Here is a 22,358-nt window from a genome sequence, read left to right as displayed (position 1 = left end):
TAACTTTAAACAATTATTATATTTGAAAAATATAGTATATCTATGTAGTCTTTCACTTATAATATCATTACCATACATTATATATGCGTGGAAATGTCTTAAATCTAATAGAGAGGAAAAATAACATGATTGAATTAACAGTAAAAGAGCTAACTCTAGTGACAGGTGGTTCTAAAGATATTGATGTTAGAGCATATGCAACCGCTGCTGGTATTGGAGCAATTGGTGGTGCATCAGCAGGTTTTTCAGTTGGAGGCCCTCCAGGAGCAGTGGTTGGGGGAATAAATGGAGCAATTTATGGTGCTGCATCTAATTTGCCATTGGATCTTTATGATAATCTACCTATCCACTTACATGAAAACCAACTTCCTTCTGGAACTCTATTTCCATCATCTTTTCCTGTTTCTCCTAGTTGGAGAAATGATAATAAAACCCAATCAGGTTCAGATTACAATGATGGTTGTAATTATTGCTAAGATTGCATAAGGAGAAGTAATATGCAAATTCATTTTCCAATCTCAGAAAAAGAATTTAGAAGCAATTTTTTTGAGAAAAAACCACTTTTAATGAAAAATGCAGTAAAAAAAGAAAACCTATTAAGTTGGAACGAAATTAACCAAATTTTCCCTCGATGTAATCTTATATCTGAAGATGATATTAAAGTTATGTATCGTGGAGAAAAATTACCAAAAGAATATTATTTAGAAGCTTATGATGATCTAGGGCATTTACGCTATAAATTTAAAGAGGAAGTGCTATATAACTTTATGAGAGATGGCGCAACACTTGTTGCTAATGGTATTGTTAATGAACCTAATGTCGATATTTTTTCACAAGAAATTGCTAACTTTAGCAAATGCCATACTTTTACAAGTTTATATATCGCATTTAATAATAAACGCTCTTTTAAAAGCCACTGGGATAGCCGGGATATTTTTGCTGTTCAAATGCAAGGTAAGAAACGTTGGATCATTCATGCACCAACATTTAAGGATCCTCTTTTTATGCACAAAAGTAAGGATATGCCTGAATATGAACCCAATCTAGAAGACGTATATATGGACATTATTTTAGAAGCAGGAGATGTTCTTTATCTTCCTAGAGGATGGTGGCACGATCCTATTCCAGTAGGAGAAGAAACTGTACATTTAGCTATAGGTATTTTTCCTCCCTATGCAAATAACTATTTAAATTGGATAGCTAAAGATATTGTCAAAAAAGAAGTAGCAAGAAAATCACTTTTTTGCTATGAACATGATCGTAAAATACTTGAAGAATTGGCAAGTGAAGTTTCTGAATTTATTATGGATAAAGAGAATTATTCTAAGTTTATAGAAGAATTCTATGATAATAAACGTATAGAAAAACCTTTAAATTTAGAAATATTGGGAAACCATAATATCACTAAGTTCTCAGGAAGCGAAATACTTTCCTTTCCAATAAAAAATGATAATTTAACTCACTCTAATAAAATTATCTCTAATGGGTATGGTATAACTATTGATGATGATTTTAAAAAGGTAATTTTATCTTTATTAGAAAATGATAAATTATCCGTAAATGAAATATCTTCTTTATTTTATCAAGGCAAAGAAGAAAAACTCAATGAACTACTTTGGAATCTTTCTTATTTAGGTATATTAAAACTTAATACTAATTAAATATGTTTAGAAAAGAAGCCCTAGAACATCAGAAATGGAAAAGTAATGCTGTATTGTTTTCCAAGATTCCAAGTTGGTTAGTTTTTTCTATTTCGACTGTCATCGTGGCTTCTTTTATTTTATACGTTACTTTTGGTAGTTATACCCGCCGAGAAATTGTTTACGGTGAAGTTGTGATGCAACCTCACCCAATCATACTTTCAGCATCTAAATCAGGTTATATTTCAGAAAGTTACATTAAAATAAATCAACTAGTAAAAAAGGGAGATCCGCTATTTAAAATTACATTAGATCGTATCACAGATAGTGGTAATGTTGGTATTAATTCAATTAATGCAATAAAAGCGCAGCTAGAAAAACTTAGTGAAATTATAACGTTAGTTAAAAGTAATCAGACTGAAACCTTAACAAACCTACAAAAGCAAATTGACAAAAACCGTAAAATCTATAATGAAACAAAAATATATTTAAATGAAGTTACCGCAAGCACAGAAGAATACCGCATTACATTAGAAAAATATGAAAAATTGATGAAAAAAGGCTATTCCTCTAATGATGAGGTGGCTCTGCAACGTTCGCGTTATTTCGATCAAAAATCTTTACGCAACAATTTACAAGAAAAATTAATCCAACAAGAAACTGTCATTATAGGGCTAGAAAATGAAATTGAGAGTCGTAGAACCGATTTTCAAAACCAGATTATTCGTTATGAATTACAACAAAATGATCTTGAAATTCGTTTACTTGAATTTGAATCTGTTTCAGAACTGATTGTTAATGCACCGCTAGATGGGTTAATTGAATCAATCAGTGCAACTGTGGGGCAAATTATTCGTGAAGAAGATGCTTTGGCTCAAATAATACCAGCTAATAAAGGAGAGTATCAGTTAGTAATGTGGGTGCCTAATAGCGCAATTTCTTTTGTTAAACCTGAAAATAAAATCAGTATTCGTTATGAGGCTTTTCCTTTCGAGAAATTTGGACAGTTTGATGGCACTATTAAATATATTTCGACTGTTCCTGCTTCTCTGCAAGAGCTTGCTTTTTATAAGAATGTTCCTAGTACAGATCCTAATAACCCATTATATAAAATTGTTGTAGAAATACCTGACCAAAATGTCTCTTATAACCATACCTCATTAGCATTTTTAAGTGGTATGAAAGCTGAGGCAACCCTATTTTTAGAAAAACGAAAGCTATATGAATGGATGTTTTTACCATTTTATGGTTTAACCAAAAATATGGAAAAAGAATAAAAATATAGGAAAACAGGGATATGTTAGATAAACTTAATTTTTCATTCTTTAGAAAAGTTCCTCTCGTATTACAAACAGAATCGGCAGAATGCGGATTGGCTTGCCTAGCGATGATAGCTGGCTTTTATGGAGGAGAATCTAATCTTTTTCAACTTCGTAGTAAATATGGTATTTCTTCTAAAGGTGCCACATTAAAAAATTTAATTGATATTGCACAAGATCTTAAATTAATTACTCGCCCACTTTCACTTGAACTTGATGAATTAAAATTGTTACGTTTACCTTGTATTTTACATTGGGATTTTAATCATTTTGTTGTTTTAACCAAGGTAAAAAATAAATCTGTTGTTATTTTTGATCCCGCTTTTGGTAAAAAGAACATCTCTTTTGCAGAGTGTTCAAAACATTTTACAGGGGTAGCCTTAGAAGCTTGGTCAGAGGTAAAATTTGAAAAATCTAAGGATAATGAGAAAATTAGCCTTTATGAAACATTTAAAAATATTTCTGGTATAAAAGGTGCATTATTAAAGATATTTTCTCTTTCTCTGTTAATTGAATTAATTGCGCTATTAATGCCTATTGGCACCCAATTAGTGATAGATCACGTTTTAAAAGCTAAAGATCAATCCTTGTTATTAATCATTTGTTTAGGTCTTTTTTTATTTACGCTCTTTAGAAGCGCGGTGAGTATGTCAAGAGCTTGGATTTCATTAAAAATGAATTATCTAATCGATTTTCAATGGACAAGCAGCTTTTTTTCTCATTTGTTAAAACTTCCTTTAGATTTTTTTGAGAAACGTCAAGTTGGTGATATTCAATCACGTTTTGATTCACTTAGAAAAATACAAAATACACTTACTAATAGCATAGTAACTACAATTATTGATTTAATTATGACTATCAGCGTTACTATTATGATGTTCCTTTATGGAGGATGGCTAACTTGGGTAGTGATAACTTTTTCCATTATCTATTTAATACTTCGGTTTGTAACCTATTTTACTTACCGCCAGATTACAGAAGAGAAAATTATTAAGAGTGCAAAATCTACTTCTCATTTTATGGAAACACTTTATGGTATCGCAACAATAAAATCTCTTGGATTAAATAAAAAGAGAGAAGAATATTGGATGTCATTGAATGCTGATGCTTTTAATACATCAATTAGAGTAACGAAATTAGATATGCTTTTTTCTGGTATTCATACTTTTATTTCTACCTTAGAACAAATTTTGATCTTATGGATTGGTGCAACAATTGTTATGGATAATATGATGACAGTTGGAATGTTTATGGCATTTAATTCCTATAGAGGCTCATTTTCCTCCAGAATGGGAAACCTAATTAATATTTTCTTTAATTTTAAAATGCTTTCTTTACACAGAGAAAGGATTGCCGATATTGCTTTAACTGAAATTGAAAATAGCATACACTCCTCACCATTTTCTTTATCAGAAGAACAAAAAGGTTTATCTATTTTAGTGAAAAATCTTACCTTTCAATATGATCAATTTACACAACCTATTATTGATAATTTAAATTTAGAAGTTAATGCTGGAGAAAGCATAGCGATCTCCGCTAAATCAGGTGCTGGTAAAACGACCTTACTAAAATTAATGTCGGGGCTCTTGAAACCAACAAAAGGAGAAATTTATATTAATAATATTGATATTAAAAACTTAGATATTTCACATTATCGCCAACATATTGCAACTGTGTTACAAGAAGATAAGTTTTTCTCTGGATCAATTTTAGAAAATATCGTCTGTTTTGATAATCAATATGATAAAGAATTTGCCATTCAATGTGCAAAACAAGCGCAAATTCATAATGAAATAATGAAGATGCCAATGAATTATGAAACATTACTTGGAGAACTAGGAAATAACCTTTCAGGAGGGCAAAGGCAAAGATTGTTTATTGCAAGAGCGCTCTATAAAAGACCTAAAATTCTTTTTATGGACGAAGCAACAAGTCATCTTGATGAAGAAAATGAAAGAAAAATTAATGATTCAATAGCTAAACTAAAAATAACTAGAGTAATAGTTGCCCATCGTCAATCTACTATTGAAAGTGCTGATCGATGTATAAATCTATAAAGCTAACCTTGATATAATTATTGTAATATGAGTTTTATAAAATCCTTAATACTAATAATTTAACCTATGATTTAATCTATGAAATATTTATAAGAAGCCTAAAAATACGATAGAGAAAATCATTGTAAACGTATTACTTATCGCAGTGATATTTACATTTATTACTCTCTGTTTATCTCTAAAAAATAAAGAATAAATAATCCAATTTATTCAAATTTATATGTTGTTGCTTTTATCACTTGATGATTTTTTGTATAATGCAATCGTTTTCGTTATTTTTTAGATTGAGGGATAGTCTATGTCAAGACCACTAAACTTTGTGATGATTTCACCCCATTTCCCGACCAATTTTGAAACCTTTGCCGTGCGTTTGCGGGAAAATGGTTTCAACACCTTAGGCATTGCCGACACGCCTTATGATCAACTGAGTGAAAATCTGCGCAATGCGCTGACGGAGTATTATCGTGTGGATAATATGGAAGATTACGATCAGGTTTATCGTGCGCTGGGCTATTTTGTGCATAAATATGGGCGTATTGATCGCATTGAATCACACAATGAATATTGGCTTGAGCTAGATGCGAAACTTCGCACGGATTTCAATGTATTTGGTTATAAAAATGACGATATGAAATCCATTAAAACCAAATCAAAAATGAAAGAAATCTTCCGCCAAACGGGCTTAAAAGTGGCGAAAGGACGTGTATTTGAAAGCGATGAAGATGCCAGAAAATTAGCACACGAATTGCATTATCCCGTGATTATCAAACCCAATTCTGGCGTGGGGGCGAGCGATACTTACAAGATCAAATCGGCTCAAGAATTGGACGCGTTTTTCAGCCAGAAAAATCCGAATGTGGAATACATTATGGAAGAATTTATTGACGGCGATATTGTTACCTTTGACGGCTTAACAGATCGCGATGGCAATATTGTGTTTTATTCCAGCCTTGAATATTCCGAAGCGGTGCTGGATACGGTGGAAAAAGACGGTGATATGTTCTACTACGTTCCCCGTGAAATCTCGCCAAAATTAGTGGAACTAGGCAAGCAATGCGTCAAAGCCTTTAATGTTAAAGAGCGGTTCTTTCATTTCGAGTTTTTCCGCGTAAAGAAAACCAACGAACTATTACCATTAGAAGTGAATTGCCGCCCACCCGGTGGATTAACCATTGATATGTGGAATTATGCTAATGACTTTGATGTGTTTAATGAATATGCACATATCGTCAAAGACAATCAATTCACTTCACAAATCACGCACCCTTGGAATGTGGTTTATATTTCCCGCAAAGCCAATCAGCGTTACGCTCATTCTATCGCTCAAATCTGGGAAAAATTCCCGCACAATATTATTAGCGTGCAGAAAGTGCCGGGTGTGTTTGCCAAAATAATGGGCGAGGAGGGCATATTGGCTCGCACGCCAAGCATTGAGCAAATGCGTGAAATCATTCAATTTGCACATCAAAAGCAGTAGGAGGCACAATGTTTTTTGAAGCTCGTCATCATTGGAGCGGTGAATTAGGCAGAGAAATGCCCTTCAATGTGTATGGACACAGTGGAAAACCCGTGATTGTTTTCCCATCTTCGGGCGGCAATCATAATGAATACGGCAATTTTGGAATGATTGACGCTTGCCGTTCTTTTATCGAACGGGGCTTAATCAAATTTTACACCCCGGATTCTTTTGATAAGGAATCTTGGCTCGCGGATTACAAATCAGGGCAGGATATGGCACAGGCACACAATGCTTATGATCGCTATATTATCAATGAATTAGTGCCATTAATTCGCTTTGAGTCCCAATGGCAGGGCGCAATGATCGCCACAGGTTGTAGTATGGGGGCATTCCACACGATTAATTTTGCCTTACGCCACCCTGATCTTTTTGACACTGCCATCGCACTTAGTGGGGTTTATGATGCCCGTTTTTTCACGGGTGAATATCAAGGCAATGCAGAGGTGTATTTTAACTCGCCGATTGATTATTTGTGGAATCAAAACGACCCGTGGTTTTTAGACCGCTACCGCCAAAACCATTATATAGTAGCTGTGGGGCAAGGTGCGTGGGAAGAGCAACACATCGCCGACACCGCAAGATTGCAAGAGGCTTTCCAAGCCAAAGATATTCCCGCGTGGTTTGACTTCTGGGGAACAGATGTGGATCACGATTGGCCTTGGTGGCGAGTACAAATGCCTTATTTCTTAGGGAAGTTGGAAGAGCAAGGGTTGTTAAAATAGGCAAAGGGCGGATTGATATTCCGCCTTTTATTTCTCGCTATTTATTCACAATTACTTATTCAATAACGCAAAATGCAAAAACTCGACAAAATGATCTGCCCAGTGCATTTCGTGGTGGATTTCATTTGCCATAATGCGTAGGCGAATATGATCGAGGGGTTGCCCCGTGCGTAACAAGGCTTGGTAGTAGCGTAGGGTGCAATCAATGTAGGTTTGGTTCATATTGGAAATGAATTGGGAATCCATTTCATCGCCCTCATTGGTGCCGACTTGAATAAACACACGGCTTTGCGGCTGCAAGGGGTGGCGATGAATAAAATCCATAAACGCTCCCTCACTAAACCAAGAGGCAAGGGAAAACACGCCCAAATGCCCAAAAACCTGCGGGTATGCCGCCCCCATATAAGCGGTAATAATGCCGCCCATTGAGCTTCCCGCCAGTAGGGTATGCTCTGCGTTAGGTAAAGTGCGGTAGTTTTCATCAATGAATTTTTTCACCTCGTTCACTACCCAATCGGCATATTCCGCCCCGCGTCCGCCAACGTTTCTTACTTCGGGGGAATGTCCCACTTCTGTTTTCCAAGGGGCATATTCATTTAATCGCTCTTCCCCCGCATTATCAATGCCGACAATAATTAATTTCGGCAACTGTTGATAATGCTTAATGGTAGGGATAATTTTCCACGAATGCCCCGAGTAGGATTCTTTGCTATAAAACACATTTTGCCCATCGTGCATATAAAGGACAGGGTAATGCTGCCAAGGTTCGTTGTGATAATCTTTTGGCAACAACACGCGCACACGGCGGTGGTGATGGTAATAAGGCACATAAAGAAAATGCTCTTGCATTTCCAGATAATGATTAAACACGCTCATTTTTTAACTTCTATAAAAAACGCTGGCAAGCCCAGCGTTTATCACAAATTATTTTCTCGCCAATGGCGGCACAAAGGTAATGCCCATATCCCAAGGCTGTTCAATCCAAGTATTTTGAGGAATATCAATCACATAGTCATCAACTAAATCCGCTCCCGCAGGTTTTGCGAACACCGTAACGAAGCGGGCATTTGGATAAAGCTCACGAATGGCACGCGCGGTATTTCCTGTATCCACCAAATCATCAACCACGATAAAACCCTCGCCGCCATTTGGCACTTGAGCAGCGTGAATCACATTCAGTTCCCCTTGTTGATTGTGATCGTAACTGGCGATACACACGGTTTCCACGTGGCGAATGCTCAATTCACGCGCTAATACCGCAGCAGGAAACAATCCCCCACGGCTCACTGCAATAATGCCTTTCCATTGTGATGCTGGCAATAAACGTTCAGATAATTTGCGTGCGTGCATATGGAACATATCCCAAGTCACAACATATTTTTCACTCATAACTCACCTTAACTTAAGAAAGGAGCGGAAACCGCCCAATAAATAAAATTGCGTTAGGATAACTTGAAACCAATTTTTATGCTATTATTTTGATGAATTTTTTTCATTTGAGGAAAAAACTATGTCTGAAATCCAACAACTTCAACCTACCTTGTTGTGGAAATGGTTCGATCAAATTTGTGCCATTCCTCACCCATCTTATCACGAAGAAGCACTGGTTAATTTCATCGTAAATTGGGCGAAAGAAAAACAATTTTTTGTCGAGCGCGATGAAGTCGGCAATATTTTAATTCGCAAGCCTGCAAGCGCTGGTATGGAAAATCGCCCTACCGTGGTGCTGCAAGCTCATCTTGATATGGTGCCACAAGCCAACGAAGACACCCAACACGATTTCCAAAAAGACCCTATTCAACCTTATATCGAGGGCGAATGGGTCACCGCCAAAGGCACAACCCTAGGGGCGGATAACGGGATTGGCCTTGCTTCTGCCCTTGCCGCATTAGAAGAGGAAAACCTTACTCACCCAGAGTTAGAAGTCTTGCTCACAATGACCGAAGAGCAAGGAATGGAAGGGGCAATTGGTTTGCGTCCAAACTGGTTGAAAAGCCAAATTATGATCAACACGGATACCGAAGAAAACGGCGAAATTTATATTGGCTGTGCGGGTGGTGTGAATGCTGATCTCAGTGTTCCTGTGCAAAAAATTGCCAACCCTTATGCGCATAGTTACGAGCTAGTATTAAAAGGCTTGCGTGGCGGGCATTCTGGCGTAGATATTCACACAGGACGCGTCAATGCTGTGAAAGCGCTAGTTCGTTTTCTTGCCCATCTCAAACAAGATCACCCACAAATTGATTTCGCCATTAGCCAAATTAAGGGCGGCTCAGTACGCAATGCCATTCCGCGTGAAGCCTTTGTAACCCTATGCTTTGATGGTGATCTCGCGCCATTACAAAGTGCGGTGGAAAATTTTGAAGTTTTATTAAAAACCGAATTAGCTATTGCCGAGCCTAACCTCAGCCTATTTTTGCAACCCGTTGAAAAAACTGCACAAATTTTTGACCGCACTTCACAAAACAACGTCATCAATCTGTTAAATGCGTTGCCAAACGGCGTAATTCGTTACAGTGATGCGGTAGAAAATGTAGTGGAAACCTCACTCAGTTTAGGCGTGCTAAAAACCTCAGACAACCAAGTGAACGCCACAATTTTAATTCGTTCATTGATTGAAAGCGGCAAATATTATGTGCAAGAAATGCTGAAATCTTTGACCGCACTTTGTGGTGCAAATGTCAATTTCGCTGGCAATTACCCAGGTTGGGAACCTCACCCAGACAGCAAAATCCTAGCCTTAACCAGCCAAATTTACGCGGATATTTTAGGCCATCAACCTGAAATAAAAGTGATTCACGCAGGGTTAGAATGTGGCTTGCTGAAAAAAATCTACCCTAATTTAGATGTCGTTTCTATCGGCCCAACTATTATTAACGCCCATTCCCCTGATGAAAAAGTGCATATCCCCGCCGTACAAACCTACTGGCAATTACTCACCAGAATTTTAGCGGAAGTGAAGTAATACATTAAAACATAAGTGCGGTGGAAAATTTCGAGATTTTTTACCGCACTTTTTATATATCCCCAAAATAAAAACCACCCGAAGGTGGTTTTTTTAGATACAGTAAAGAAAGTGCGGTAAAATTAGCGTTTGTTTTTGACTAATTTTTCTGTCAGTTCGTAAGCGCGTAGTTTAGCAAGCTCTTTAGAGAGTTTCGCGGCGAGCATTTCGTAGTTGGCGTCTTTGACGTTGGCTACGATATTTTGTTCTGCCTGGCGTTTCGCTTCTAAAATGCGATCACCATCAAGCTCTTTACCACGGATTGCGACATCCGCTAGGACGGTAACGACATTCGGTTGAACTTCTAAAAAGCCACCTGAAACGTAGATAACTTCTTCATTGCCATTTTCTAAGGTCAATTTGACGATACCCGGTTTGATTGCCGTTAATAATGGGGTGTGGCCTGGTAAGATACCAAGCTCCCCTTCAATCCCTGTGGCTTGAATGCTTTTTACTTGACCAGTAAAAATGCTTTCTTCTGCACTTACAACCGTTAAATTTAATGTTGCCATTGTGATTCTCCTTCAAGTGTTTAATCAGGCTTGAAGTGATTACATATTTTTGGCTTTTTCTAGCACTTCATCAATAGAACCAACCATATAGAACGCTTGTTCTGGGATATGGTCATATTCACCTTCTAAAATACCTTTGAAACCGCGAATAGTTTCTTTTAATGAAACATATTTACCCGGTGAGCCAGTGAACACTTCTGCAACGAAGAACGGTTGTGATAAGAAACGTTCGATTTTACGCGCACGCGCTACCACAAGTTTATCTTCTTCAGAAAGCTCATCCATACCAAGAATCGCGATGATGTCTTTCAATTCTTTGTAGCGTTGTAAGATACCCTGTACGCCACGCGCTACATCATAATGCTCTTGGCCAACCACTAATGGGTCTAATTGGCGAGAAGTTGAATCAAGGGGATCTACCGCTGGGTAAATACCTAATGACGCAATTTGACGGCTTAATACAACCGTTGAATCTAAGTGCGCAAAGGTCGTTGCTGGCGATGGGTCAGTTAAGTCATCGGCTGGTACATAAACCGCTTGTACGGAGGTGATAGAACCTGTTTTGGTAGAGGTGATACGCTCTTGTAATGCCCCCATTTCTTCTGCAAGGGTTGGTTGGTAACCTACCGCAGATGGCATACGACCTAATAATGCAGATACTTCTGTCCCTGCTAGGGTGTAACGATAAATATTATCCACGAAGAATAAAACATCACGGCCTTCATCACGGAATTTTTCTGCCATAGTTAAACCGGTTAATGCAACACGCAGACGGTTACCTGGTGGCTCGTTCATTTGTCCGTAAACAAGGGATACTTTATCTAATACGTTAGATTCGGTCATTTCGTGGTAGAAGTCGTTACCTTCACGGGTACGTTCACCTACCCCTGCAAATACGGAGTAACCTGAGTGTTCGATCGCAATATTACGGATTAATTCCATCATATTTACGGTTTTACCTACACCCGCACCACCGAATAAACCAACTTTACCCCCTTTTGCAAATGGACAGATTAAGTCGATAACTTTGATCCCTGTTTCAAGCAATTCTGTGCTGTTTGCTTGATCTTCATAGCTTGGTGCCGGTCGGTGAATTGACCAAGTTTCTTCTGCACCAATTGGGCCTTGTTCGTCAATTGGTTCACCCAGTACGTTCATAATACGTCCTAGGGTTTTTGTTCCCACTGGAACGGAAATTGGTTTGCCTGTGTTAGACACGGATAAACCACGTTTTAAACCATCTGATGAACCCATTGCGATACAACGTACGATTCCACCGCCTAATTGTTGTTGAACTTCAAGCACTAAGCCTGTTTCAACGTTTAAGGCATCATATACTTTTGGTACTGCATCTTGTGGAAATTCAACGTCAATAACCGCACCGATGATTTGTACAATTTTTCCAGTTGCCATTATCGATCCTCTTTACTTAAATTGCCGCTGCACCAGCAACAATTTCATTTAATTCATTTGTAATACTTGTTTGGCGAGCTTTGTTGTAAACTAATTGCAAGTCTTTAATTAAGTTTCCTGCATTATCAGTTGCCGCTTTCATCGCCACCATTCGTGCCGCTTGCTCAGAAGCCAAATTTTCAACTACCGCTTGATACACTTGAGATTCTAAATAACGAACCAATAAACTATCTAACAATACTTTTGGATCAGGTTCGTAAATATAGTCCCAAGATTGTGCGCTTTCACCTAAATCATCATTATCTAATTCAGGCAAAGGAACAAGTTTTTCTAAAGTAGGTTTTTGCGACATTGTGTTGATGAACTTATTGTAAGCAATGTAGATCGCATCTAATTTGCCTTCTCTATAAGCATCAAACATTTCATTTGCCGTACCAATTAATTCTTCAACAGAAGGCGTATCGCCCATTCCTGAATTTTGTGTGGCAATATTCAAGCCAAGAGATTGGAAAAACCCGATACCTTTTGCACCGATTAAACCCAGTGAAACTTCCACTTGTTTTTCCTTCCAACCTTTGATTTCTTGAAGTACGGTCTTAAATAAGTTGATATTTAAACCGCCACATAATCCACGATCTGTTGAAACAAGTAGGATACCTACTTTTTTCACTTCTCGTTCCACTAAAAACGGATGTTTGTAACCAATACTGGCTTTTGACACGTGGCTAATCACGCGGCGTATGGCTTGAGCATACGGGCGTGAAGATGACATACGATCCTGCGTTTTACGCATTTTCGATGCTGCAACCATTTCCATTGCCTTAGTAATTTTTTGCGTACTTTGAACACTGGAAATTTTGGTTCTTATCTCTTTTGCACCTGCCATTGATGTTCTCCGTTAATGTGAATTACCAAGCACTGTTTGCTTTGAAATTGTCTAAAATCGCTTGCAATGTTGCTTTGATTTCATCATTGTAATCGCCAGTTTTGGTTAATCCGTCCATAAAATCAGCATAGTTATGTGCTGCATATTCTAAAAGGGCAGATTCAAAAGAAGCGATACGCTCTAATTCAACATCTTCTAAATAACCAAATTCAACGGCAAATAATACTAATGCTTGTTGCGCAACGCTTAATGGAGAATATTGTTTTTGTTTCAATAATTCTGTTACTTTCTGACCGTGAGAAAGTTGTTTGCGTGTTGCATCATCAAGATCTGAAGCAAATTGTGCGAATGCTGCTAATTCACGATATTGCGCAAGTGCAGTACGAATACCACCTGCTAATTTTTTGATGACTTTAGTTTGTGCTGCACCACCCACACGAGATACCGAAATACCTGGGTTTACCGCAGGACGAATACCTGAGTTAAATAGGTTAGATTCTAAGAAGATCTGACCATCGGTAATGGAAATTACGTTGGTTGGTACGAAAGCCGATACGTCACCTGCTTGGGTTTCAATAATTGGTAATGCAGTTAAAGAACCTGTTTTACCTGTTACTTTACCTTGTGTGAAACGTTCAACATATTCTGCATTAACACGAGAAGCACGCTCAAGTAAGCGAGAGTGTAAATAGAATACATCACCTGGGAAAGCTTCACGACCTGGTGGACGGCGTAATAATAATGAAATTTGACGATAAGCAACCGCTTGTTTAGATAAATCATCATAAACGATGAGCGCATCTTCACCGCGATCACGGAAATATTCACCCATTGTACAACCTGCATAAGGCGCTAAATATTGTAACGCGGCAGATTCTGATGCAGATGCCACAACCACGATGGTATTTTGTAATGCGCCGTGTTCTTCTAATTTACGCACTACGTTAGCAATGGTTGATGCTTTTTGACCAATCGCTACATAGATACATTTAATGCCAGAATCTTTTTGGTTGATGATGGCATCGATAGCTAATGCGGTTTTACCTGTTTGACGGTCACCGATAATTAACTCACGCTGACCACGACCGATTGGCACCATTGAGTCCACCGCTTTATAACCAGTTTGAACAGGCTGATCAACAGATTTACGATCGATAACCCCTGGTGCGATAACTTCAACAGGCGCATAGCCATCGTTTTCAATTTCGCCTTTACCATCAATTGGCTGACCAAGGGTATTCACCACGCGACCTAATAAACCGCGGCCTACTGGCACTTCAAGAATACGTCCTGTACATTGAACTTCCATACCTTCAGAAAGATCAGTATAAGGCCCCATTACAACCGCACCTACCGAATCACGCTCTAGGTTAAGTGCCATTGCATAACGATTGTCGGGTAATGCAATCATTTCCCCTTGCATTACATCGCTTAAACCGTGGATACGAATAACCCCATCGCTCACAGAAACAATGGTTCCTGTGTTGCGTGGTTCACTCACCACGTTAAATTCGGCAATGCGTTTTTTAATTAATTCACTAATTTCAGTCGAATTTAGTTGCATCTTTTATTCCTCTTATAATTGCAACTCATTTGCAAGACGAGCCAGTTGCCCACGGCTACTTCCGTCAATGACAAAATCATCTGTACGAATAATAACACCAGCAATCAGTGCATTATCTACGCTGCAATTTAATTTAACTTTACGAGCAAGTTTCTTTTCCATTGCGGCTGCAATTTTAGCTTGTTGCTCTGCACTTAATGGTTGAGCTGAGATGACTTCCACATCTGCAATCGCTTGGTGTTCACTCACATAATGTTGGAACAGTGCAAATACCGCTGGAAGTACAGTTAAACGCTTATTTTCAGCCATTAACCGAATCAAATTTTGCCCATATTGATCAAGTTGGTCGCCACAAATTGAAATCACCGTATCAGCAACTTTACTGGCAGATAAATCACCTGTTAGGAAATCTTGCATCGCTTTATTTTCAACAACTTGAGAAGCAAAATTTAGCATTTCTGCCCATTTTTCCACCGCACTTTTGTTTTGTGCTTGTTGCTCGATAGCAAAATCAAATGCTGCTTTTGCATAAGGGCGAGCTATGGTAGTTAATTCTGACATAAGCCCAACCTTCTTATAGTTCTGCAACTAATTTTTCAATAATGTCATTGTTTGCCGCTTCATCAACCGTGCGACCCACAATTTTCTCAGCACCTGCAACCGCTAAAGAGGCTACTTTCGCTCGTAATTCTTCTTGAACACGTTTACGCTCTGTTTCAATCTCAGCGTGGCCTTGTTCAATAATTCTTGCTTTTAATGCTTCCGCTTCAGCTTTCACTTCTTCTAGGATTTCGTTGCGACGTTTATTCGCTAAATCCACAATTTCTTGTGCTTGAAGTTTCGCTTGATTAATTTCTTGCTCCACCAATGTTTTGGTTTCAGCTTGCTCTTTTCGTGCGACTTCTGCTGCAGCTAAAGCATTAGCAATTGAGCTTTGACGCTCTTCAATTGCTTTAATAATTGGTGGCCAAACATATTTCATACAAAACCACACAAATAGTGCGAATGCAATAAGCTGACCAATTAATGTTGCATTTAAGTTCACAACGCCCTCCTCAATAATGTCATCAATGTTACCCGTTTAGGGTAAAGCTTGGTTGTACAAACAACGCTGACAATTATTGTAATAATCCGATGAATGGGTTTGCGAAAATGAAAAGTAACGAAATACCTACTGCAATCATTGCGATAGCATCTAAAAGACCAGCAACGATAAACATTTTAGTTTGTAAGCTACTTGCTAATTCAGGCTGACGCGCAGAAGATTCTAAGAATTTGCCGCCTAAAATCGCAAAGCCAATTGCTGTACCTAATGCTGCGAAAGCAAGTAGGATTGATGCACCAATAATCGTAGCTGTAATTACAGTTTCCATAGTTTTCTCCGTTAGATTTAAGAAAGTCAGCCTAATTGGCTGGGTTAGTTAATAAAAATCGTTAAATAATTTGTGTTTAATGTTCCGCTTTGTTGTAAGCGATACTTAAGTAAACAATCGTTAGCATCATAAAGATAAACGCTTGTAAGGTGATAACCAAAATATGGAAAATCGCCCACGCAAGATGTAATGGAATGCCGAGTGAAGCAATCGCCATATTGGCACTATACATTACCGCGATCAAAATAAAGATAAGCTCACCTGCGTACATATTCCCGAATAAACGGAAACCTAATGAAATAGGTTTAGCAAGCAAGGTTACAGATTCAAGAATTAAGTTTACTGGAATGAAAGCCCAGTGATTGAAAGGGTGGAGCGTATATTCTTTAACAAAACCTCTCAATCCTTTAGATTTGATGGTATAGAAAATAATGAGGAAGAATACACAAATAGCCATACCAAGGGTTGCGCTAATATCTGCCGTTGGAACCGCTCTTAAATAATGAACGCCAAATAGATTTGCCACTTGTGGTAAGAAATCCACAGGGATTAAATCGATAGCATTCATAATGAACACCCAGCAGAAAATGGTTAGCCCTAATGGTGCAATAACATTGCGTGGCCCGTGGAAATTTTCTTTTACCACGCCATCAACCCATTCTACGATCATTTCTACAAAGCATTGTAATTTGCCTGGTACACCAGAAGTGGCTTTTTTACCCACTTTATAGAACACGAAAAGGAAAATAACGGCAGATACCGCTGAAAAGAAAAGCGTATCTAAGTGAACGTGCCAGAAAGAATCCCCTGTTTTAAGAAATTCTAAATGGTGTTGTATATACCCAGCAGTTGTAAGGTCAGACATAGTTAATCCCTTGAAATTTAAACTAAATTCTAAACATTTTAGTTACCATTACAGGTAACAGGTTATTTAACAGCAATGCTAAAAAATAACCTATAAAAAAGACGACATAATTAATTGTGGGAAAAAATTTAAACGCTACCACAATAAGAATGATCGTACATATAAACTTTATCGCACCACCACGATAAAAGGTCGTTAGCTGATGTGTGTTTTTCGCTGTTTTAAAAAACATCAAAAAAACAAACATACAATAGGGAACAAAAATGGCGAATGTTCCGAGCAAAAACGACACCGCATTTGAAGGCTGTACAGCCAATAAAACCAAGAAAACAGTAATAAAAATGAGTAACTCAATACTCAATGCAAGCTGATATTTCTTTTTTGTTTTCTTAATAACTGCTGACATTTGCCACTTTTAAAATACTAACTCGAAAGAGTGAAATTTATTATACGCCAGTTTTGCCAGTATTCAACTTATAAAACCTGCTAGAAAGCGTTCATTTTATTATATTTTTGTTAAATTCTCAAAAAATTTTAACCTTTATTTAACAAAATAAGGTTTCTTTCGCCAATTAATTCTGGAACTGTTAAGTTGATCACATTTTTTATCACAAAATCGGCTGATAATTGTTCCACTTCCTCTTGATGATATTGCCCTTTTAGGGCATAAAAAGTGCCATTTTCATCAACCAAGTGCTGACACCAGTCGGTCATATCTTTTAATGATGCAAAAGCGCGGCTTAATACGCCATCAAATAACTCTTCAGGCTGATAATCTTCAACTCGGTTTAATACTGGAATTACATTGGTAATGCCAAGTTCACGCAAGGCATTACGGATAAAGCTAATGCGTTTGCCTAAACTATCTAACAACACAAAAGTTTTATCTGGATTAATAATGGCTAAAGGCAAGCCAGGTAAGCCTGGCCCTGTTCCCACATCAATGAAACGATCACCTTGTAAGTAAGGACTGACAACAAGGCTATCCATAATATGTTTCACTAGCATTTCTTGCGGATCACGCACAGAAGTGAGGTTGTAAGCCTTATTCCATTTATCCAACAATGCCACAAGCTTAACGAGCTGATCTTTTTGCTGATCGCTCACAGAAAGTGCGGTGCTTTTTAACAGAAAATTTAATTTTTCTTTGAGTTGTTCGATGTTAGCCATTATTCACCACGCTTTAACATACCTTGTTTTTTCAGATTCACCAATAAAATTGAAATGGCCGCAGGTGTTACGCCAGAAATACGGCTTGCTTGTCCAATTGAGGTTGGACGATGTTGCATTAATTTCGACCGCACTTCATTAGATAGCCCAGATACCGCATCATAATCAAAATTATCCGGAATTTCGGTATTTTCATAACGTTTTTGACGTGCGATTTCTTCTTGCTGATGCTCAATATAACCTTGATATTTAATCGCAATTTCCACTTGTTCTGCCGCTTCTTTATCTTCAATCGCAGGCGCAAATGGGGTTAATTGAGTAAGAGATTGATAATTCACTTCAGGGCGGCGTAATAAATCTTCGCCACTTGCCTCACGGGTTAATGGGCTATTTAGCAATTCATTAGCTTCGGCCAAATATTCAGAACGTGGATGCAACCAAATGCTACGCAAACGCTGACGTTCTAATTCAATATTTTCCATTTTTTGATTAAAACGCGCCCAGCGTTTTTCATCAATTAAGCCAAGTTTATGTGCCGTTGGGGTTAAACGAATATCTGCATTATCTTCACGCAGCAATAAACGATATTCCGCACGGGAGGTAAACACGCGATAAGGTTCTTTGGTGCCTAAAGTACAAAGATCGTCCACTAACACGCCAATATAAGCTTGATCACGATGCGGATACCAGCTGTCTTTGTCTTGCACATAAAGCCCTGCATTAATTCCTGCCAATAATCCTTGCGCTGCGGCTTCTTCATAACCCGTCGTACCATTAATTTGGCCTGCAAAGAATAAACCTTTAATGGCTTTGGTTTCTAAGGTAGGTTTTAGATCACGGGGATCAAAATAATCATACTCAATAGCATAACCCGGTTTAATAATGCGAGCATTTTCCAATCCTTTCATTGAATTAACGATGCCCATTTGCACATCAAATGGCAAACTCGTAGAAATACCGTTTGGATAAACTTCATTGGACGTTAAACCTTCAGGCTCAAGATAAATTTGGTGCGAATTACGTTCAGAAAAACGCATTACTTTATCTTCAATGGAAGGACAATAACGCGGCCCAATTCCTTCGATCACACCGGCATACATCGGGCTACGATCCAAATTATTACGGATCAATTCGTGGGTTTGCTCGTTGGTATGGGTGATATAGCAAGGAATTTGGCGCGGGTGCTGATCCACTGATCCCATAAAAGAAAAAACCGGTAATTTTTCATCGCCGTTTTGTTTTGCTAACACATCAAAATTAATGGTTCTTGCATCAATACGCGGTGGGGTGCCTGTTTTTAAACGATCCACGCGCAAATTCAGATCGCGCAGACGATGAGCTAGACTCACTGAGGCAGGATCACCTGCGCGCCCACCCGCATAATTTTCCATACCAATATGGATCTTACCCGATAAAAATGTCCCAGCGGTTAAGATCACCGATTTAGATCTAAACTTTAATCCCATTTTAGTTTCTACACCCGCAACGCGATCTTGTTCGATCAAAATATCCGTTACTTCTTGTTGGAAAATATCTAAATTCGGTTGATTTTCAAGAGCGATCCTTACCGCTTGGCGGTATAACACGCGATCCGCTTGCGCACGCGTAGCGCGTACAGCAGGCCCTTTACTGCTATTTAAAGTACGAAATTGAATACCTGCTTGATCCGCCGCAGTAGCCATTAGACCACCCATTGCATCAATTTCTTTAACTAAATGTCCCTTACCAATGCCACCAATGGCTGGGTTGCAAGACATTTGCCCTAATGTATCCACATTGTGCGTTAATAATAATGTTTTTAATCCCATTCGTGCTGGCGCAAGAGCTGCTTCTGTACCCGCGTGTCCACCACCAATCACAATCACATCGTAACTTTCCGTATAAAACATAATAACCTTAATTTCGTGATAAATTTGATCTTCATAAAAGTAACCGCGTATTCTACATCAAATTGATCGTTGCTTAAATCGAAGATTGAAGATCCAGTGAATTTTGTTCGCTCGATCAAAGGATCAGAAAGAAGATCCTTGCCTTATTAAAATAAGATCTCTTTTTATATATAAAGATCTTATTATGATAATTATTAGGATCGCTGATCCTTGTGTATAAGGCAAATTTTCGCTTAAAAATAAAGGAGTTAGATCCTTTTTTAAGTTGTTTAGATCACCCATTGATCTAGCTGTATATGTTGTGAATAAAAGCAAAAGTTATCCACAATTAAGCTTTTTATTATTTTTATTTACAGAATAAATACAATATTTAGACAAGTTTTTACTAAATTATCCACAGGTGGATAGATAAGGGATCATTTAAAGCGAGTATGGCGATCTGATGAGATGATCATCAGATCTGAAGATTAAAGATGAGATAAAAAAGTCGGGATCCAATTTTCGGCATACTGTTCTTGATCGTCCACTGCAAGGACATCAATTTTTAAAGGATCGCAAATTTGCACCGCACTTTGTTGGGTTAAACATTCTTGCACAATGTTCACCGCATTGCAGAAGGTATCATAATCGGAATTTCCTAACCCGATCACCGCAAAGCGCAAATGAGATAAATCTGGTTTTTGTGTGCTAATTTCATCAAACAAAGGTTTAAGATTATCAGGCAATTCGCCAGCACCATGGGTGGAAGTAACAACCAACCAAAGATTTTCATCAGCCACTTCAGTAAAATCAGGCCCGTGTAAAAGTGCGGTGGAAATTTGCTGAGTTTCTAGCACTTGCTGTAAATGTTCAGCCACATATTCTGCGCCGCCTAGGGTGCTGCCTGTTATTAAACATACTTTTTTAGTCATTTTTACTCCTAAAAAATAAGGCTTAGATAATCACCTAAGCCTTTATTTTTATTCTGAAAATTAAACGTTATCAATACGACCTAACAAAGAGCGTAAACGTTCTTGCCAGTTTTGATGTTCGCTCTTAAGCTGTTCATTCTCATTGCGTAATGATTCATTTTGTTGTTGTGCTTGGCTATTTTTTTCTTTTAATTCTTCAACTTCTAATTGAAGTAATTCAATGGTTTCAACCGCTTGTTTAATTTTGGCTTCAAGTTGGTCTAAAATTTCTAACGACATAGTGGATTCCTTTTAAAAAATGGTTAATGAACATAGATGTGTGCTTATTCTACCTGAGTTTATTGATTTCGCAAAAAATTTTATCTTTTTATAACGCAATCGTTTGCGAAAGTGATAGAATACGCCGATTTTTAAGCAACCAAAGGATCAAAAAAATGAATAGAGCATTAGCCATTGAATTTTCTCGAGTTACTGAAGCCGCGGCACTTACTGGTTTTGCTTGGTTGGGGCGCGGAGATAAAAATGCTGCCGATGACGCGGCGGTGCAAGCGATGCGATTGATGTTAAATCAAATTGAAATGCGTGGCGAAGTGGTGATTGGTGAAGGCGAAATTGATGAAGCGCCAATGCTCTATATTGGTGAAAAAATTGGTACAGGCGCAGGCGAAGAAGTGTCTATTGCCGTTGATCCCATTGAAGGCACAAGAATGACCGCAATGGGGCAGCCTAATGCTCTTTCCGTGTTAGCCGCAGGGGGAAAAGACACCTTTTTACGCGCGCCTGATATGTATATGGAAAAATTAGTGGTTGGCCCTGAAGCCAAAGGAATGATCGACCTAAACTTACCCTTGGAACAAAACTTGCGCCGTGTGGCATCAAAAATGGGGAAATTGCTTTCTCAATTAACGGTGATCACCTTAGATAAACCACGCCACGCGGAAGTGATCAAAAAAATGCAGCAGCTAGGCGTGAAAGTCTTAGCCATTCCCGATGGCGATGTGGCCGCGTCAATTTTATGTTGTTTGCCTGACGGTAGCGCAGATATGCTTTATGGTATTGGTGGTGCGCCTGAAGGGGTGGTCGCTGCCGCAGCCATTCGTGCTTTAGGGGGCGAAATGCAGGCGCGTTTAATTCCACGTCATCAAGTCAAAGGCAGTTCGCCAGAAAATCAATCCATTGCCGCTGATGAAATTCGCCGATGCCAAGAAATGGGCATTGAAGTGAACCAAGTACTGAAATTAGAAGATTTAGTGCGTGATGACAATCTTGTTTTCTCCGCCACAGGAATTACCAATGGTGATTTACTCAAAGGTATTCACCGCCGTGGCAATCTTGCTACCACAGAAACCTTGCTCATTCGTGGCCGTTCACGCACTATTCGCCGTATTCAATCGGTACATTATTTAGACAGAAAAGACACCGCACTTTATCGTTTAATTGATGCTTAACTGAATTTTTAGTTGCTTTATGCCCATCTAGGCGGAAATTTTCCGCCTAATGGGTTTTTAACGCCA

General features: G+C 38.4%; 23 protein-coding genes. 8 read left to right on the top strand and 15 right to left on the bottom strand.

The window, feature by feature from the left end; all coding sequences use genetic code 11:
- The first annotated feature begins 125 nt into the window (after window positions 1-125).
- The 6 genes from ACLS0A_RS07475 (at window position 126) to ACLS0A_RS07450 (ending at window position 7,257) form a co-directional block, all read left to right on the top strand.
- On the top strand, window positions 126-476 hold the full coding sequence (locus ACLS0A_RS07475; RefSeq protein ID WP_416083050.1) for a hypothetical protein: 351 nt from the start codon (window positions 126-128) through the stop codon (window positions 474-476).
- 21 nt (window positions 477-497) lie between these two features.
- Window positions 498-1,661 carry a cupin domain-containing protein gene (locus ACLS0A_RS07470; protein ID WP_416083049.1) on the top strand — a complete coding sequence of 388 codons (1,164 nt, stop codon included), beginning with the start codon at window positions 498-500 and terminating at the stop codon, window positions 1,659-1,661.
- Between the two features lie 2 nt (window positions 1,662-1,663).
- Entirely contained in the window at window positions 1,664-2,917 is a 1,254-nt protein-coding gene (locus ACLS0A_RS07465) for an HlyD family secretion protein (RefSeq protein ID WP_416083048.1), read from the top strand.
- Between the two features lie 20 nt (window positions 2,918-2,937).
- Window positions 2,938-5,016 (top strand): peptidase domain-containing ABC transporter, encoded by a 2,079-nt coding sequence (locus ACLS0A_RS07460; protein ID WP_416083047.1) that lies wholly within the window; start codon window positions 2,938-2,940, stop codon window positions 5,014-5,016.
- Window positions 5,017-5,314: 298 nt separating this feature from the next.
- Window positions 5,315-6,493: an ATP-grasp domain-containing protein gene (locus ACLS0A_RS07455; protein ID WP_416083046.1), complete on the top strand. Its 1,179-nt coding sequence runs from the start codon at window positions 5,315-5,317 to the stop codon at window positions 6,491-6,493.
- A gap of 8 nt (window positions 6,494-6,501) precedes the next feature.
- Window positions 6,502-7,257 (top strand): esterase family protein, encoded by a 756-nt coding sequence (locus tag ACLS0A_RS07450; RefSeq protein ID WP_416083045.1) that lies wholly within the window; start codon window positions 6,502-6,504, stop codon window positions 7,255-7,257.
- Window positions 7,258-7,308: 51 nt separating this feature from the next.
- Here the strand turns inward: ACLS0A_RS07450 and ACLS0A_RS07445 are convergent, their stop codons facing one another.
- Together ACLS0A_RS07445 and gpt are read right to left on the bottom strand one after the other, a co-directional pair.
- Window positions 7,309-8,133: an alpha/beta hydrolase gene (locus ACLS0A_RS07445; protein WP_416083044.1), complete on the bottom strand. Its 825-nt coding sequence runs from the start codon at window positions 8,131-8,133 to the stop codon at window positions 7,309-7,311.
- Window positions 8,134-8,181: 48 nt separating this feature from the next.
- Window positions 8,182-8,646 (bottom strand): xanthine phosphoribosyltransferase, encoded by a 465-nt coding sequence (gene gpt, locus ACLS0A_RS07440; protein ID WP_124994777.1) that lies wholly within the window; start codon window positions 8,644-8,646, stop codon window positions 8,182-8,184.
- A gap of 121 nt (window positions 8,647-8,767) precedes the next feature.
- On the opposite strand from gpt, the gene ACLS0A_RS07435 reads away from it, so the two are divergent.
- Complete coding sequence (locus tag ACLS0A_RS07435; protein WP_416083043.1) at window positions 8,768-10,222, top strand: aminoacyl-histidine dipeptidase; 1,455 nt, start codon at window positions 8,768-8,770, stop codon at window positions 10,220-10,222.
- A 122-nt stretch (window positions 10,223-10,344) separates the two neighbouring features.
- On the opposite strand, the gene ACLS0A_RS07430 is transcribed toward ACLS0A_RS07435, so the two are convergent.
- From ACLS0A_RS07430 to ACLS0A_RS07370, 13 genes are all read right to left on the bottom strand, one after another.
- Window positions 10,345-10,773 (bottom strand): F0F1 ATP synthase subunit epsilon, encoded by a 429-nt coding sequence (locus ACLS0A_RS07430; protein ID WP_126371017.1) that lies wholly within the window; start codon window positions 10,771-10,773, stop codon window positions 10,345-10,347.
- Between the two features lie 39 nt (window positions 10,774-10,812).
- Window positions 10,813-12,186, bottom strand: a complete 1,374-nt coding sequence (atpD, locus tag ACLS0A_RS07425) for a F0F1 ATP synthase subunit beta (RefSeq protein ID WP_103855669.1) — start codon at window positions 12,184-12,186, stop codon at window positions 10,813-10,815.
- Between the two features lie 16 nt (window positions 12,187-12,202).
- A complete protein-coding gene (atpG, locus tag ACLS0A_RS07420; protein WP_416083042.1) occupies window positions 12,203-13,072 on the bottom strand; it encodes a F0F1 ATP synthase subunit gamma in 870 nt (289 codons plus the stop codon).
- Between the two features lie 22 nt (window positions 13,073-13,094).
- A complete protein-coding gene (gene atpA, locus ACLS0A_RS07415; RefSeq protein WP_416083041.1) occupies window positions 13,095-14,636 on the bottom strand; it encodes a F0F1 ATP synthase subunit alpha in 1,542 nt (513 codons plus the stop codon).
- Window positions 14,637-14,648: 12 nt separating this feature from the next.
- Entirely contained in the window at window positions 14,649-15,197 is a 549-nt protein-coding gene (gene atpH / locus ACLS0A_RS07410; RefSeq protein ID WP_416083040.1) for a F0F1 ATP synthase subunit delta, read from the bottom strand.
- 13 nt (window positions 15,198-15,210) lie between these two features.
- A complete protein-coding gene (atpF, locus tag ACLS0A_RS07405; protein WP_017806727.1) occupies window positions 15,211-15,681 on the bottom strand; it encodes a F0F1 ATP synthase subunit B in 471 nt (156 codons plus the stop codon).
- A gap of 73 nt (window positions 15,682-15,754) precedes the next feature.
- Window positions 15,755-16,009 (bottom strand): F0F1 ATP synthase subunit C, encoded by a 255-nt coding sequence (gene atpE, locus ACLS0A_RS07400; protein WP_005539567.1) that lies wholly within the window; start codon window positions 16,007-16,009, stop codon window positions 15,755-15,757.
- A 76-nt stretch (window positions 16,010-16,085) separates the two neighbouring features.
- Window positions 16,086-16,874: a F0F1 ATP synthase subunit A gene (gene atpB / locus ACLS0A_RS07395; protein ID WP_416083039.1), complete on the bottom strand. Its 789-nt coding sequence runs from the start codon at window positions 16,872-16,874 to the stop codon at window positions 16,086-16,088.
- Between the two features lie 22 nt (window positions 16,875-16,896).
- On the bottom strand, window positions 16,897-17,280 hold the full coding sequence (locus ACLS0A_RS07390) for an ATP synthase subunit I (protein WP_103854312.1): 384 nt from the start codon (window positions 17,278-17,280) through the stop codon (window positions 16,897-16,899).
- A gap of 128 nt (window positions 17,281-17,408) precedes the next feature.
- Complete coding sequence (gene rsmG, locus ACLS0A_RS07385) at window positions 17,409-18,044, bottom strand: 16S rRNA (guanine(527)-N(7))-methyltransferase RsmG (RefSeq protein WP_416083038.1); 636 nt, start codon at window positions 18,042-18,044, stop codon at window positions 17,409-17,411.
- Entirely contained in the window at window positions 18,044-19,933 is a 1,890-nt protein-coding gene (gene mnmG, locus ACLS0A_RS07380; protein ID WP_416083037.1) for a tRNA uridine-5-carboxymethylaminomethyl(34) synthesis enzyme MnmG, read from the bottom strand. Before mnmG ends, rsmG begins: the two co-directional genes overlap by 1 nt.
- A gap of 467 nt (window positions 19,934-20,400) precedes the next feature.
- Complete coding sequence (gene mioC, locus ACLS0A_RS07375; protein ID WP_194750835.1) at window positions 20,401-20,844, bottom strand: FMN-binding protein MioC; 444 nt, start codon at window positions 20,842-20,844, stop codon at window positions 20,401-20,403.
- A 60-nt stretch (window positions 20,845-20,904) separates the two neighbouring features.
- Window positions 20,905-21,123 (bottom strand): cell division protein ZapB, encoded by a 219-nt coding sequence (locus tag ACLS0A_RS07370; RefSeq protein WP_103854316.1) that lies wholly within the window; start codon window positions 21,121-21,123, stop codon window positions 20,905-20,907.
- 155 nt (window positions 21,124-21,278) lie between these two features.
- Here ACLS0A_RS07370 and glpX point away from each other — a divergent pair, with 155 nt between their 5' ends.
- Window positions 21,279-22,292: a class II fructose-bisphosphatase gene (gene glpX / locus ACLS0A_RS07365; protein WP_423105276.1), complete on the top strand. Its 1,014-nt coding sequence runs from the start codon at window positions 21,279-21,281 to the stop codon at window positions 22,290-22,292.
- Window positions 22,293-22,358: the final 66 nt, after the last annotated feature.

It is taken from the genome of Avibacterium volantium (assembly GCF_049366555.1).
Classification (GTDB): Bacteria; Pseudomonadota; Gammaproteobacteria; order Enterobacterales; family Pasteurellaceae; genus Avibacterium; species Avibacterium volantium_A.
Note: the sequence above shows the minus strand (reverse complement) of the source record. Positions and strands in the feature narration are given on the sequence as shown.